This is a genomic window from Curtobacterium sp. Csp1, from assembly GCF_013347185.1.
Window position 1 is genome coordinate 2,052,234 of sequence record NZ_CP054594.1, and the last position, 13,920, is coordinate 2,066,153.

Annotated in this window: 13 protein-coding genes; 5 read left to right on the top strand and 8 right to left on the bottom strand. The window is 72.6% G+C overall.

What is annotated here, in order from left to right; genetic code table 11:
- The first annotated feature begins 132 nt into the window (after nucleotides 1–132).
- Together HUN58_RS09800 and HUN58_RS09805 are read left to right on the top strand one after the other, a co-directional pair.
- Entirely contained in the window at nucleotides 133–1,179 is a 1,047-nt protein-coding gene (locus tag HUN58_RS09800; protein ID WP_058743303.1) for an NAD(P)-dependent alcohol dehydrogenase, read from the top strand.
- 190 nt (nucleotides 1,180–1,369) lie between these two features.
- Nucleotides 1,370–2,329 carry a helix-turn-helix domain-containing protein gene (locus HUN58_RS09805; RefSeq protein WP_180225754.1) on the top strand — a complete coding sequence of 320 codons (960 nt, stop codon included), beginning with the start codon at nucleotides 1,370–1,372 and terminating at the stop codon, nucleotides 2,327–2,329.
- 78 nt (nucleotides 2,330–2,407) lie between these two features.
- Here the strand turns inward: HUN58_RS09805 and HUN58_RS09810 are convergent, their stop codons facing one another.
- Genes HUN58_RS09810 through HUN58_RS09825 form a run of 4 tightly spaced genes read right to left on the bottom strand, consistent with a single transcriptional unit; the run spans nucleotide 2,408 to nucleotide 6,306 of the window.
- Nucleotides 2,408–3,862: a hypothetical protein gene (locus HUN58_RS09810; RefSeq protein ID WP_180225755.1), complete on the bottom strand. Its 1,455-nt coding sequence runs from the start codon at nucleotides 3,860–3,862 to the stop codon at nucleotides 2,408–2,410.
- A complete protein-coding gene (locus tag HUN58_RS09815) occupies nucleotides 3,852–4,670 on the bottom strand; it encodes a TIGR03943 family protein (protein ID WP_180225756.1) in 819 nt (272 codons plus the stop codon). Before HUN58_RS09815 ends, HUN58_RS09810 begins: the two co-directional genes overlap by 11 nt.
- Nucleotides 4,657–5,670, bottom strand: a complete 1,014-nt coding sequence (locus HUN58_RS09820; protein WP_141860034.1) for a permease — start codon at nucleotides 5,668–5,670, stop codon at nucleotides 4,657–4,659. Before HUN58_RS09820 ends, HUN58_RS09815 begins: the two co-directional genes overlap by 14 nt.
- A gap of 57 nt (nucleotides 5,671–5,727) precedes the next feature.
- Nucleotides 5,728–6,306, bottom strand: coding sequence for a TetR/AcrR family transcriptional regulator (locus HUN58_RS09825; RefSeq protein WP_114850365.1), 579 nt, complete (start codon nucleotides 6,304–6,306; stop codon nucleotides 5,728–5,730).
- Nucleotides 6,307–6,405: 99 nt separating this feature from the next.
- On the opposite strand from HUN58_RS09825, the gene HUN58_RS09830 reads away from it, so the two are divergent.
- Nucleotides 6,406–6,720 carry a multidrug efflux SMR transporter gene (locus tag HUN58_RS09830; protein WP_114850366.1) on the top strand — a complete coding sequence of 105 codons (315 nt, stop codon included), beginning with the start codon at nucleotides 6,406–6,408 and terminating at the stop codon, nucleotides 6,718–6,720.
- Nucleotide 6,721: 1 nt separating this feature from the next.
- Complete coding sequence (locus HUN58_RS09835; protein ID WP_114850367.1) at nucleotides 6,722–7,102, top strand: multidrug efflux SMR transporter; 381 nt, start codon at nucleotides 6,722–6,724, stop codon at nucleotides 7,100–7,102.
- 173 nt (nucleotides 7,103–7,275) lie between these two features.
- Here HUN58_RS09835 and HUN58_RS09840 read toward each other — a convergent pair whose 3' ends face one another.
- Nucleotides 7,276–8,415 carry an LLM class flavin-dependent oxidoreductase gene (locus HUN58_RS09840; protein WP_058741896.1) on the bottom strand — a complete coding sequence of 380 codons (1,140 nt, stop codon included), beginning with the start codon at nucleotides 8,413–8,415 and terminating at the stop codon, nucleotides 7,276–7,278.
- 298 nt (nucleotides 8,416–8,713) lie between these two features.
- Nucleotides 8,714–9,610, bottom strand: a complete 897-nt coding sequence (locus HUN58_RS09845) for a phosphatase PAP2 family protein (protein WP_208745488.1) — start codon at nucleotides 9,608–9,610, stop codon at nucleotides 8,714–8,716.
- Nucleotides 9,611–9,848: 238 nt separating this feature from the next.
- Between HUN58_RS09845 and HUN58_RS09850 the strand changes: the two genes are divergently transcribed.
- Complete coding sequence (locus tag HUN58_RS09850) at nucleotides 9,849–10,310, top strand: DUF4383 domain-containing protein (protein WP_167509977.1); 462 nt, start codon at nucleotides 9,849–9,851, stop codon at nucleotides 10,308–10,310.
- Between the two features lie 220 nt (nucleotides 10,311–10,530).
- Here the strand turns inward: HUN58_RS09850 and HUN58_RS09855 are convergent, their stop codons facing one another.
- Both HUN58_RS09855 and HUN58_RS09860 read right to left on the bottom strand, forming a co-directional pair.
- Nucleotides 10,531–11,844 (bottom strand): ATP-dependent RecD-like DNA helicase, encoded by a 1,314-nt coding sequence (locus HUN58_RS09855; protein ID WP_114850441.1) that lies wholly within the window; start codon nucleotides 11,842–11,844, stop codon nucleotides 10,531–10,533.
- Nucleotides 11,841–13,772, bottom strand: a complete 1,932-nt coding sequence (locus HUN58_RS09860) for a cytochrome c oxidase assembly protein (RefSeq protein ID WP_180225757.1) — start codon at nucleotides 13,770–13,772, stop codon at nucleotides 11,841–11,843. Before HUN58_RS09860 ends, HUN58_RS09855 begins: the two co-directional genes overlap by 4 nt.
- Nucleotides 13,773–13,920 lie beyond the last annotated feature (148 nt).

Below are 13,920 nucleotides of genomic sequence, written 5' to 3' on the forward strand. Positions count from 1 at the left end.
CCCGCACCCCTGGGACACGCCCGCCCGCTCCCGGCAGGGGGACCCCATCGCAACCCCCCTGTCCCCAGGACGCGGGACCACACTGGTCGGCGGGCCGCACCCGGCCCGCGAAGCACCACCACGAGGAGACCAATGCGCACCGTCAACGCGTACGCGGCACCGTCGGCCACCGAGCCGCTCGTCAAGACCACCATCACCCGCCGTGACCTCGGCCCGAACGATGTCGAGATCGACATCGCCTACGCCGGCATCTGCCACTCGGACATCCACACCGTCCGCGGCGAGTGGGGCGAGATCCAGTACCCGCAGGTCGTCGGCCACGAGATCGTCGGCCACGTCTCCGCCGTCGGCAGCGACGTCACGAAGCACCAGGTCGGCGACCGTGTCGGCGTCGGCTGCATGGTGAACTCCTGCGGCGAGTGCGAGAACTGCGTCGCCGGCGAGGAGCAGTACTGCCTGAAGGGCAACATCCAGACCTACGCGGGCGTCGACCCCGCCGACGGATCGATCACCCAGGGCGGCTACTCCGAGGCCGTCGTCGTGAACGAGGACTTCGTCCTCCGCGTCCCGGAGTCGCTCGACATCGAGCGCGTCGCCCCGCTGCTGTGCGCGGGCATCACCCTGTACTCGCCGCTGCACCACTGGGGTGCCGGCCCCGGCAAGAAGGTCGCGATCGTCGGCCTCGGCGGGCTCGGCCACATGGGCGTGAAGATCGCGTCGGCCCTCGGCGCCGAGGTCACCGTCCTGTCGCAGACCACCTCGAAGCAGGAGGACTCGCTCCGCTTCGGCGCGGTCGCCCACTTCGCGACGAAGGACCCGAAGACGTTCGAGGAGCTCCGCGGCTCGTTCGACCTCATCATCAACACGGTCTCGGCGAAGATCCCGGTCGGCGCGTACCTGAGCCTGCTCAAGGTCGACGGCACGATGGTCAACGTCGGTGCCCCGTCCGAGCCGCTCGAGGTCCCCGCCTTCGCCCTGATCCCGCGTCGCCTCAGCTGGGCGGGCTCGGCCATCGGCGGCATCCGCGAGACCCAGGAGATGCTCGACTTCTGCGCCGAGCACGGCATCCTGCCGGAGACCGAGCTCATCTCGGCGGACCAGATCAACGAGGCCTACGAGCGCGTGCTCTCCTCGGACGTCCGGTACCGCTTCGTGATCGACACCGCGACGCTGGCCTAGTCAGCACGACGGGTCGCGTCCGCGACGCGACCAGTCGACGGACGGGAGGCGCGGTGCCGGCTGGCACCGCGCCTCCCGTTCGTCATCCCGCCTGTCCGGCGCGCGCGGCCCTTGTCCGCGGAACGCGACCGACGAGTCCGACCCACGCGACACGCTGCGCGGTCCGGGCACGCGGGGGGAGGCTGGGCCGATGACCTCCACGGCGAACGAGGGACCCCGGTCCCTGGTCTCGGTGTCCGGCACGGACACCGACGCGGCGGTCGCCGACCTCGCGGGCATGTACGCCGGCAAGTCCTGGCACTCGTCGCACGTCGACGACGACTACTGGTACCGCTACGTGGCGATCGGCGACGACCGGATGAGCATCCGGCGCTCCCAGATGCACGGCTCCCTGCGCGGCGACGTCGCCGTCGAGGGGCAGGTCGTCGTGCAGTGGATCGACTCGGGGTCCGCGACCGTCGACGTGGGGCGCAACGCGGTCCGCATGCAGCCGGGTGTCCCGACGCTCTTCCCGATCGAGCAGCGCTTCGACATGGAGTACCGCGACTGGGACCAGCGGCTCGTGCACCTGGACCGCGACCTGGTGCTCGACGTCGCGTCGGAGCGGTACCTGGTCGACGGCACGCTCGCGTTCGACCGCTTCACCCCGCCGGACGCCGCCGCAGTGGACCGGTGGCGGACTGCCGTCGGCGGCTCGGTGCGGGCACTGCGCGACGAGGGTGCCGAGTCCCTCGCCTGGCACGAGGCGCAGCGCGACGTCGTCCGCGCCCTGCTCGACCTGTACCGCTTCCACGGCGAGACGGCCCCGGTCGGCTGGGGCGAGCACCGGAACGTCCGTGTCCGTGCGGCCGTCGAGACGATCCACTCCCGCGCGCACGAGCCGCTCACGGTGTCGGACATCGCGCGGGCGGCGGACCTGAGCGTCCGCGGGCTGCAGGAGTCCTTCCAGCGGGTGCTCGAGCGCACGCCGATGGAGTACCTGCGCGAGGTCCGGCTCCGCCGCGCCCACGACGACCTGCTGCGGTCCGAGCCGGGCACGGTGTCGGTCGCGGACGTCGCGGTCCGGTGGGGGTTCACGCACATGGGCCGGTTCTCGGGCGAGTACCTGCGGCGGTTCGAGGAGTACCCGAAGCAGACCCTGCGGCGCTGACGCGGCGCGCTGCTGGCTGCCGGTGTTGCGCTGCGCGGTGCCGGGATCGCGCGGCGCTGCTGCCGCGCGCGCCGCGTGTCAGCTGATCTCGTCGCCGGAGGGCAGCGCGCCGCACCAGTCGACCGAGGCCGCGTCGATGCTCGCCTCGAGCGCCCCGGAGGACGCGTCGACGATGCTCACCAGGTCGCTCGTCGCCGACTTCGTCGCGACGGCGAGGAACTGCCCGTTCGGCGACGGGCAGACCGCGGTGATGCTCGCGTCCGCGGGCACGACGACGGGCAGCCGGGAGGCTCGGCTCGCGTCCACGCGCAGGATCCGCTGGGCGAGGGTCCCGTCCGCACGCACGTCGCCCACCACCCGCACGTAGGTGTCGTCGTCGAGCTGGGCGATCCGCCCGAGGTAGGCGGCGTCGGTGCTCCCCGGCGGCGCGGCCAGGGGCGTGCGCTTCCCGTCCGTGAGGTCGAGGCGGACGACCCCCGTGCCCGTCTCGACCACGGCCGTCGTCCCCGTGCCCACGAAGCCGTGCAGGTAGGTGGCGCTCCCGAGCCGCACGGGGTCGGTCTGCCCGCTGACGTCGACGAGCACGAGGTCGTCCGAGCCGGTCCGGACGAGGGCCCGCTCGGTCCGCGGGACGTACGCCCACTGCGCGACGGTCATCGGGACGGCGCCGGCGGTGGGCTTGCCGTCCGCGGCGACGGCGGTCGGCAGGTGCGTGCCGGTCATGTCCACGACGTACAGGCCGACGTCCCGGGACTGCCCGGTCGTGGTGTCCGCGTACTCGAACCCGAAGGACGCGCCGTCGTCGGCGACGTGCAGGGCGGTGACGCGGCCCTCGGCGGTCGGCAGCGTGAGGTGCTCCACGGGCGCGGACGGGTCCTGGACGCCGCCCGCGAGCGAGACGATGTCGACGGCGGACCGGCCGTCGGTGCCGCTCACGACCACCAGGGAGCGGCCGAGCCGGGCGTACTCGGTGATGTCGGCGGCCTGGTAGACGGTCGTCGCACCGCCGGCGTCGAGGGATCGGCGGACGATCCGGTCCTTGCCGGCGCTCCCCGCGGTGCCGCTCGTCCCGCTCGTCCCGCTCGTGCGGCTCGCGGCCGGGACGAGCGCGAGCACGTCGGTGCTGCCCGTCCGGATCGTCGTGCGGAGCTCCGACGTCGCGGGCTGCCCGGGTGCCCGCACGCCGGCCACGGCGATCTCGTACGAGCGGTCGTAGGCGAGGGGTCCGGCGAACTCGACGGCGATGGTGTTGCCGCTCGACGTCACCGTGTGTGCGGCCGCCGGGGTCACCGTCACGTCCCCGGCGGACACGCGCTGCAGCGCCTGGTTCGCGGTCAGGATCACCCGCTGCGCCGGCCGGGACACCAGCCCGCTCGGGTCGTAGGTGACCTCGCGCAGCCGCGGGCCCTGCTGCGCGCCGATCACCGCGGCGACGGCGCCGACGAGCACGAAGACCGTCAGCGACGCGACGAGCCGGCGGCGGAACCGGTCGCGCGGCCGGCGGCGCAGCTCCGGGGTGCGGTCAGTACTCATACGGGTCCGACGGCTGGGCGATCCGGGTGACGCTCGCGGCCCGGATGACGCTCCGTGCGTCGGCCGACGGGTCGGGGTTCGCCGCGAGCTTGCCCTCGACCCGGACCCACTGGTCGGCGTCCGGCACGGTGCCGTCGGTGACGACCCCGAGTCCGACGGGCTGGGCATCGACGGCGCAGCAGCTGATCACGAAGCGCGTGAGGGTGAACGTGCCGTCGGCGCCGGGGACCACGAACCCGGTGAGCCGCACGGGCTTGCCGACGAGCGACGAGGTGTCGGTGGTCTGGCGGATCACCGCGGCCCAGTCCTTCACGCCGTACTGCGAGGTGTCGACGCCGGCACTGCCGAGGAGCGCGACGTCCTGCGTCCCGGTGGCGTTCGACAGCGTCGGGGTGTCCACGCTCCGCTGCTGCGCCGTCCGGGCCGACAGGGTCGCCGGCGGCAGCACGAGCATCGCGACCGTGACCCCGACGGTGACGAGCGCCGCCGCACCGCCGAGCACCCGGCCGAGGACCCGGCGGCGGTTCGGCGCGGTGGACGCGCCGTGGCCGCCGTGCCCGTCGTGGTGGTCGCCGTGGTCGTCGTCGGCCTCGTCGTCGTGCCGGTGCCCGTGACCGCGTGCGACCACCACGAGCCCCGCGACCGCGGCCGGGACCGCCACCGCCGCGAGCACGATCGTGAAGACGTCGTACCGCGGGTTGATGTACAGGTCGAGGTGCCCGACGGCGGCGAGCCACAGCGTGCACAGTGCGACCGCGAGCACCGATCCGAGCCCCAGGTACGCGGGGCCCTTGTCAGACGAGGACATTCATCACCAACCCGACCGCTGCCGTGAACAGGGTGCAGACGACGGCGAGCAGCACCAGGAAGCGCGCCCGGAAGGTCGTCCGGAGCAGGGCGATCATCTTCACGTCGATGATCGGCCCGATGAGCAGGAACGCCGTGATCGACCCCGGCAGGAAGGTCGAGGCGAAGGACAGGGCGAAGAACGCGTCGACGTTCGAGCAGAGCGACACCGTCATGGCGAGGAGCATCATCGCCGCGACGGACAGCACCGGGTTCGCCCCGATCGCGACGAGGGTGGACCGGGGCACCGCGACCTGGATCGCCGCGGCGAGTCCGGCGCCGACGAACAGCGCCGGCATCATCGTCGCGGTCTCGCCGCCGAACTGCGCCGCGCTCTCCCGCCAGCGGTTCCGGGCCCGCGGTGCGCCGACGGCTGCGCGGCACCGGGCCTCGAACGCGGGCAGCAGCAGCTCGGCCGGGCGGCGGTGCGCGGCGACGATCCACCCGACCAGGTTCGCGAGCACGAACCCGCCGACGATGCGCACGACCAGGATCCAGCCGGACCACCCGAAGGCCTGCGCTGTGCTGATGATGACGAGGGGGTTGAGGATCGGTGCCGCGACCAGGAACGTGACCGCCTCCGCCGGGGTGAAGCCGCGCAGCATGAGCCCGCGGGCCAGCGGGACATTGCCGCACTCGCACACCGGGAAGAGCATCCCGATGAGCGAGATCACCGCGCGCCGGGGCAGCGGGCGCTCGGGCAGCAGCTTCTCGAGCACGCCGACGGGCACCCACACCTCGACGACGATCGACAGCACGATGCCGAGCACGACGAACGGCAGCGACTCGACCACGACGCTGATCGCCAGCGTCAGGAAGTCCTGCACGACGTCCGGTAGCCCGGTCGTCCCGACGCTCGGCGACGCGACGCGCACGGCGAGCAGCACCACGACGGCACCGAGCACCAGGCCGGGGCCGGTGAGCGTGCGGGTCGGGGTGGGGCGAGTGGGGGCGCTCGTCACCGGGACAGGATAGGCGAGGAGCACGTCTGCTCCCGCCGAGCCGCGCGGTGCCGGGCCTCAGGCCGTGGGCAGGCCCGTCAGGTGCCGGTCGAGCAGCGCGATCGCCCACTCGCCGGACTCCCCCGGGGCCAGGCGTGTGACGTGCACGCAGAGCCCGTCCACGAGGGCGTGCAGCCGACAGGCCTCGTCGACGCGGTCGTCCTCGGGCACCCCGACCAGCGCGACGATCCGGTCGCACCAGGCGCGCATCTCGGCGACCACCCGGTCGAGGGCCGGCCGGAGCGCGTCGTCCGTCAGCGCCGCGTTCCCGAGCGCCAGGTAGACGTCGAGCTCGACGATGCGTTCGTCGTCGAGCGGCAGGAGCTCGACCAGGATCCGCCGCGCGGTCTCGTCGTCCGGCAGCCCGGCGGGGATCGCGTCGATGCGCTCCCGCGTGCGGTCGAACACGAGCGTGATGGCGTGCTCGCGCATCGCGGCCTGGGTCGGGAAGACGTACCGGACGGTGCTCGGCGGCAGCCCGGCCTCGGCCGCGACGCCCCGGACGCTCAGCGCGCCGAGGCCGTCCCGGGCGAGCACGCGGCACGCGGCGTCGGACACGTCGACGCGGCGCTGCTCGAGGTCTTCGCGCGTGGTCATCCGTCCATACTCGCACGGTCGTGCGAGTCGTGCTACCGTCGGTCCGGTAAGAGTCGCACACTCGTGCGACTCACGCCGGAACGAGGAGAGGAGCTTCCCATGGCCTGGCTGGTCCTGGTGGCGTCCGGCGTGCTCGAAGCGGTGTGGGCCACCGCGCTGAGTGCGTCGAACGGATTCAAGAAGGTGGTCCCGACGATCGTGTTCGTCGCCGGCATGGCGCTGAGCATGGTCGGCCTGGCGTTCGCGATGCAGGCGATCCCGGTCGGTACGGCCTACGCCGTCTGGGTCGGGATCGGCGCCTCGCTGACCGTGGTCGTCGCGATCCTGCGCCGTCAGGAGGCCGCGTCGCTGGCCCGGGTCGCCCTCGTGCTCGGTCTGGTCGCCTGCGTGGTCGGCCTCAAGGTGGTGAGCTGAGGTGGCGTGGCTCGTCCTGTTCGTCAGCGCCGCGCTCGAGACCGTCTGGGCGACCGCCCTCGGCGCGAGCGACGGCTTCAGCCAGCCGGGTCCGACGGCCGTCTTCGCCGTCACGATCGTCGTCAGCCTCGTGGCGTTCGGCTACGTGCTGCGGCACATCCCGATCAGCACCGCGTACGCCGTGTGGACGGGCACCGGCGCCGCGCTCACCGTGCTGTGGGGCATGGCAACCGGAGTGGAGCCCGTCACGGTCCTGCGCCTGCTGTTCATCGCCGGGATCGTCGGCTGCGTCGTCGGCCTGAAGCTGGTCCCCGCCCGCCCGGCCCCCGCCCGCCCAGCCCCCGCCCGCACCTCGCACTCCGATCCGCGCGTCGGAGACTGATCCGCGCACAGGAGGCCGATCCGCGCATGGGAGGACCGGAGATCCGGCTTCCGATGCGCGGATCGGCATCCCAGGTCGGTCGCGATGGGACGGAACGTCACCGGCGTGACGGACGGGAGGCACGGTGCCAGCTGGCACCGTGCCTCCCGTCCGTCAGGTGGTCACGTCTGCGGTCAGACGGACGCGCCCGTCCACGCGTCCTCGGCCGCGACGTGGTCGCTGCCGACGGTGCCGGCGGCGAGCGCCGCGGCCACGCGGTCCGCGTGCGACGGCGGGTCCGACGGCACGTGCGCCGGACGGTCCGCGTCGTTGATGCGACGGAGCTCGGGGACGATGTCCTCGGCCAGGATGTCGATCTGCTCGAGCACCGTCTTGAGCGGCAGCCCGGCGTGGTCGATGAGGAACAGCTGGCGCTGGTAGTGCCCGACGTGGTCCTTCATCGTCGCGTACCGGTCGATGACCTGCTGCGGGGAGCCGACCGTGAGCGGGGTCTGGGCGGTGAAGTCCTCCATCGAGGGGCCGTGACCGTAGACCGGGGCGTTGTCGAAGTACGGGCGGAACTCGTTCCACGCGTCCTGCGAGTTCTTCCGGGCGAAGAACTGCCCACCGAGACCGACGATCGCCTGGTCGGCGGTGCCGTGCCCGTAGTGCTCGAAGCGCTGGCGGTACAGACCGACCATCTGCTCGGTGTGCTGGATCGGCCAGAAGATGTTGTTGTGCAGGAAGCCGTCGCCGTAGTAGGCCGCCTGCTCGGCGATCTCGGGCGTGCGGATCGAACCGTGCCAGACGAACGGCGGGACGCCGTCGAGCGGACGCGGGGTCGACGTGAAGCCCTGCAGCGGGGTGCGGAACTTGCCCTGCCAGTCCACGACGTCGTTCTCCCAGAGCTGGCGGACGAGCGCGTAGTGCTCGATCGCCAGGTTCACGCCCTGGCGGATGTCCTGGCCGAACCAGGGGTACACGGGGCCGGTGTTGCCGCGGCCCATCATGAGGTCCATGCGGCCGTCGGAGATCACCTGGAGCATCGCGTACTCCTCGGCGATGCGCACCGGGTCGTTCGTGGTGATCAGCGTCGTGCTGGTCGACAGGGTGATGTGCTTCGTCCGACCGGCGAGGTAGCCGAGCATCGTCGTCGGGCTCGAGGCGACGAACGGCGGGTTGTGGTGCTCACCCGTGGCGAAGACGTCGAGGCCGGCTTGGTCGGCGTGCTCGGCGATCGTCAGGATGTCCTTGACGCGCTGGGTGTCGTCCGGCGTCCGGCCGGTGGTGGGGTCCGTCGTGACGTCGCTGACGGTGAAGATGCCGAACTGCATGGTGCACGCCTCCTGGCTTGCTCGCTCGCGCCGGTCTGTTCGCCAGCGGCCAATCGATGCGTTTGCATCGACTTGATGGGTACAACGTAGCGCAGGCGGCGGCATTCCCGCCATCTCCCGGCTCCGGGCGACTCTGGCCGGAGGATCCGGCGTCCGCCCGACACCGGCCCTCGCCCGTCGCTGGCTTGTGATGGAGCAGACGATGTCGGGTCCTGCGCCGCTGCCCGACGTCGTCTGCTCCATCGACAGGGTCGGCGCGCGTGGGCGGCGTGGGCGGACGGGCTCGGACGGGCGGGCGTCAGCGCTGGGCGGGCAGTGCGGCGGTGTCGGTCCGGTCCGCGTGGTGCTGACGGTCCGCGAGCCACACCACGGAGACCACGGCGAGCACGCTCGCGCTCGACGCCATGCGCCCGGCGACCAGGATCGCGCCGTGGTCGTGCGAGCCCCCGGCCAGCCCGACGACGAGCGCGACGACGCCGACCAGGAACGTGACAGCGGTACCGATCAGCAGGATCGCGGTCACCACGCGCCGCGGACCCCGGCTGCCGTCACGGTCCCCGCGCTCACCGCGGTCCACCCGGGGGCCGACCGCGCGGACGACGCCCACCCAGAACAGGGCGATGGCGCAGGCACCGACGATGTCGCTCACCCGGTGCCAGCCGTAGACCACGGTCTGGTTCGCGACGAACACGGCGTACGCGGTGCCGAGGAGGGTGACGACCCCGCGGAAGCGCCTCGGCGTCACCATGAGCACGGCGAACAGGGCGGCCAGCGCGATGGTGGCGTGGCCGGAGGGGAACGAGTTGGGGGTCGTCGACTGGGCGATCTCCGGGCGCTCGGCGATACGCTTCACGAGCGTCGAGGTCGCTGCCGACGCGAGCACCACGACACCTGCTCCGAGCCCCACCGCGAGCCGGCGTCGGGCGAACGCCACGGCCGCGATGACGACGACCAGCAACAGGATGACCGGCACCGAGATGACGTTCAGCGCAGTGTCCGAACCGAACAGGTCGGACTCGCGGACCCCGCCCAGCGCGGCGTCCTCGACCCGCTGCCCGACGGACGTCAGCACGGCGGCCGCGTAGACGGAAGGAACGATCACGAACCCCAGAGCCGCAAGCAGCCCCCACCGGAGCCGTCGCGAGACGCTCGGTCCCCGCGACTCGGGTGCCGTGCGGTCGGGCGTTCGGGTCACCGGACTGGTCCTCCTCGGTGTGGCGGTCATCGGCCTCCTCGTGCGCCTGGTTCCTCGGGTGCGATTCGGACGGTCGGGGCCGGTCACGATACCGTTGGTCCGCCGGTCTGCGCCTGTGAACGAGGGGAGCACCCCCTCCGGGAGCGACGGCCGCACCGCACGCGGCACACGGGCGGACGCACCGGCTCCGTACGCCGGCGGGCCCACCGCCACCACCCTGTACCAGGAGGAGACCGAAGTGGCCATCAAGGAACCGAGCATCACCGCCTCGCCGAACCGCGGCCTGGCCCTGACGGCAGGTGCCCTCCTCGCGCTCTGGGGCTTCCTGGGCTTCTTCCTCGCCGCCGACGGCGACCCCGGCTTCTTCAGCCGCCAGGGCGGGATGCTCTGGAACGCGTTCGGCGTGAACCCGGCGATGTCGCTGCTCTGGGTGCTCCTCGCCGTGGTGCTGCTCATCACGGGCCTCGGCACCACCATCGGGTCGCGGAACGGCAACCTGCTCGTCGGCATCGTGCTCGTCGTCATGGCGGTGTACGGCTTCGCGCTCGGCAACACCTCGGCCAACGTCTTCGCCCTGACCTTCGCGGACAACCTGTTCCACGCGATCGTCGGTGTGGTGCTGCTGCTGACGGCGTTCGGCGCCGACCGTGAGAACATCCGCGCCATCCGCGGTTCGCGCCGCATGGACGTCACCGTCTGATCGACCGCTCCCCCGACGCCCCGTCCACCCCGGTGGGCGGGGCGTCGTCGCGTCGGGGGGCGAGTGCTGGCGCGCGAGCGGGCAGGACACGCCGCGCGTCGTCCGCCGAGCGTGCGCGATCCGTCGGCGGTGACGCTCGATCGCGCCAGATCTGGGCCACTCGGCGGACGACGATCGTCGGATTGCGGGCGCGTCGGACGAGCGGCGGACGCGGTGGACCTCAGGCGTCGGCGTCGGGCTGGCGGGCGGCCTCGAGCTCGGTCGCCACGATCCGGGGAGCCTCGGACATGAAGCGTCGGACGTCCAGGTCGACGATGATGTCCTGCGGCCGGAGTGGGCGCGTCAGGTACAGCCCTTCGAGCGAGGTCAGCCGGGACAGCGCGACGTAGGTCTGCCCGGCGCTGAACACCCGGTTGCCGAGGTCCACCACGGCGCGGTCGTACGTCGAGCCCTGCGACTTGTGGATCGTCACCGCCCAGGCCAGGCGGAGCGGGAACTGCTGGAACTCCCCCACGGTGTCCTTCTTGAGTTCCTTCTTGTCCGGGTCGTAGGAGTACTTGAACTTCTCCCACACGGACGGCTGGACCTCGAACGACTCCCCGTCGACGTCGACCCACACGGTGTCACGGATGGTCGTCACGACGCCGAGCGTGCCGTTCACCCAGCGCTGGTCGGGGTCGTTGCGCAGGAACATCACGTGCGCGCCGGGCTTGAGCTCGAGCGCTTCGTCGGCCGGGAAGTTCCGACCGCCGAAGTCGCCGTTGACGTCGGCCCTGGCGGTCTTGACCTTGCCGGGGAGCCGGTCGAGCGCCGCCTTGTTGATCCGGGCCACGGTGTCGTTCCGGGTCGCGAGCGTGATCGCGTCGTCGGGTGCCGGCCGTGCCCCCGCGGCGTTGAGCTGCCCGGCGACGTCGGCGGTGACGCGCCCGTGCCGCACCGCGGTGAGCATGGCCGCGAAGGCGTCGTCACGCTGCCGGTGCACCTTCGCGAGTTCGACGATGTGCAGCTCGGCCTCGAGCCACACCTTCGCGTCGAAGAACCACATCGACCGGTAGTGGTCGGTGAAGTAGGCGCGCTCGTCCCCGTCGCCCGGGACCGGCGGCAGCTGGTAGGGATCACCGAACATCACGACCTGGACGCCGCCGAAGGCCTCGAACTGCCGTCCGCGGGCCTTGCGCAGCGAGCGGTCCATGGCGTCGAGGAGGTCGGCGTTCACCATCGAGACCTCGTCGATCACGAGCGTGTCGATGGTGTTGAGGAGCTTGCGGGTCTCGGGTCCCTGGCGGAGCTCGGCGTCGGCGATGAGTCCGATGGGCAGGCGGAAGAGCGAGTGGATCGTCTGCCCGCCGACGTTCAGCGCGGCGACCCCGGTCGGTGCGCAGATCACGACCTGCTTCTCGGTGTTCCACGACAGGTGGTTCAGGAGCGTGGACTTGCCCGTCCCGGCACGACCGGTGATGAACACGTGGTCGCGTGTCGTCTCGATGTACTCGAAGACGGCCCGCTGTTCGGCGCTGAGCTCGACGGCCATCAGGCGTCCGTCGTCACCGGTTCGGTCGGCCGCGGGTCCGTCACGGCGCCGCGGTCCCGACGGAGTCGGAGCAGGACGACGACCACGACCGTGACGAGCAGGGCCGATCCGGCGACGACGAGGACCACCCCGCCGCGCGCCTGGTCGACGAGCGGGTCCGGACCCCACGTCCGCCCCATCGCCCCGAACCACGACGCCTGCACGAGCCCGAGCGGCCCCTGCAGCGCGACGCCGAGCGAGACCACACCGGCCGCGACGACCACGGCGCCGGCGATCCGGACCAGGGCGGCGGGGACCGAGGCCGAGCGGGCACCGGCGGCGACCGGCGTGAGCAGGGTGGGGACGGCGAGGAGCCCGACCAGGAGCAGGCCGACGTCGACGAGTGTGCGGCCGGTCGGGTCGCTCACCGACCAGCGCAGGACCTGGGTGCCGTAGAGCGCCCACCACACCGTGGCGAGGAGCACGAACGCCGGGAAGGGCTGCACGAGGTACCGCACGACGCCGTTGTCGACGAGGAGCCCCGTCCATTCGCGGACCCCGGTGCTGTCGTCGTCACGCGTCTGCACCGCGGCGCGGACGAGCCGGACCGGCGCCGCGGCCCAGAGGAGCGCAGGCACCACCAGGCCGAGGACGACGTGCGCGCCGACGTTCGCCGAGACCAGGAAGCGGTCGTAGGTGTGCAGCGAGCCCGAGGTCGCGACGACCAGCGACACGAGCGCGATCCCCATCGCCACCGACCGGCCGACCGGCCAGCCCTGCCCGCGGTGGCGGAGCCGGACCACGCCCGCGACGTACGCGGCGGCGACGAGCACCGCGGCCATGAGCCAGAACAGGTCGATGTTCCACGCCGTCAGCCAGCCCCAGGCGCCCGGGTCACGGGGCAACGGGTCGTCGGTCAGGAGCTCGGCGGGCGACGGGTTGGTGGTCTTGCTCAGCGCGACCTGGTCGACCGGGGTCGCGGTGCGTCCGAGCGCAGCGGCGAACCCGCTCGCGACGCCCATCACCGCGAGCTCCACGAGCACGAGCGTCCAGAAGGGTCCGCGGCGACCGGGCTCGGCGGTGAGTGACCGGATCGTCCGACGGCGGTGCACGGCGCCGAGCACGCCGACGGCGAGGAGCGCCGCGGACTTCACGATCACGAGCACGCCGTACGGGCTGCCGAGGTTCGAGAAGGCCCCGACCCGGATCTGCGCCGAGGCGACGCCCGAGACCGCGACGAGGACGAAGCACCCGAGCGCGATGCTCGAGTACCGCCCCACGACCAACGGCAGGCGATCGCCGCCGAGGACCCCGCGGAGCAGCACGACCAGCACGAGTCCGCCGACCCAGAGCGCGGCGCCGACGAGGTGCAGCCCGAGTGCGGTCACCGCGGAGTCGTGGCTCGCGGTGCCGGCGGCGTGCCCCTGCTGCGCGATCGGGATCAGCCCGATCATCGCGATGCCGGCGGTCAGCGCGACCATGCCGCGTGCCCGGACGGCGAAGCACAGGACCGTGACGGCCGCGGCGACCAGGACGGTGACGAGCCAGGCGAGCCCGAGGTCGGTGCCGGTGAGGAAGACCCCCATCGACTGGCCGAACTGCTCGTCGAGGCTGATCCGGGAACCGGCGACGCTGAGGAACGTGAAGAAGGTGGCGACGGCGGCCGCGACGGTCCACACACCGGCCGCGCCCGCCGCGATGTCGATGGCTCGGTTCCACTCCGGGCGGCTGCGCGAGAGTCCCACCGTGGTGAGCGCGAGCCCGCCGATGGTGGCGGCCGCGGCCAGGTCGACGACGAGCCGCGCGATCGGCAGCCCGAAGCGCACGACCGCGCCGGGGTCGGCGATCAGGGCACGGTCCGCGCCCCCGCCGACGACGAGCGCGACGAGGAGCGACACGAACCCGACGAGCAGCAGCACGGCGGGGCCGGCGATGCGCGCGATCCGATCCACCCGACAAGCCTAGGCGCTGCCCGGAGCGACCACCCACCCGACGGAGCTGCCTGTGGGCGGTGGTCCGCGCCTCCAGGCCGGTGCAGGAGTGTCGCGGACCGCCGGCCGGACCCGGGAACGGCAGAAGGGACGGCCGCAGCCGTCCCTT

Excerpts from the sequence above, each read along its gene's own strand:
- HUN58_RS09800 (WP_058743303.1), top strand. The coding sequence starts at position 133 with ATGCGCACCGTCAACGCGTACGCGGCACCGTCGGCCACCGAGCCGCTC.
- HUN58_RS09805 (WP_180225754.1), top strand. The coding sequence starts at position 1,370 with ATGACCTCCACGGCGAACGAGGGACCCCGGTCCCTGGTCTCGGTGTCC.
- HUN58_RS09810 (WP_180225755.1), bottom strand. The coding sequence starts at position 3,862 with ATGAGTACTGACCGCACCCCGGAGCTGCGCCGCCGGCCGCGCGACCGG.
- HUN58_RS09815 (WP_180225756.1), bottom strand. The coding sequence starts at position 4,670 with ATGTCCTCGTCTGACAAGGGCCCCGCGTACCTGGGGCTCGGATCGGTG.
- HUN58_RS09825 (WP_114850365.1), bottom strand. The coding sequence starts at position 6,306 with ATGACCACGCGCGAAGACCTCGAGCAGCGCCGCGTCGACGTGTCCGAC.
- HUN58_RS09830 (WP_114850366.1), top strand. The coding sequence starts at position 6,406 with ATGGCCTGGCTGGTCCTGGTGGCGTCCGGCGTGCTCGAAGCGGTGTGG.
- HUN58_RS09840 (WP_058741896.1), bottom strand. The coding sequence starts at position 8,415 with ATGCAGTTCGGCATCTTCACCGTCAGCGACGTCACGACGGACCCCACC.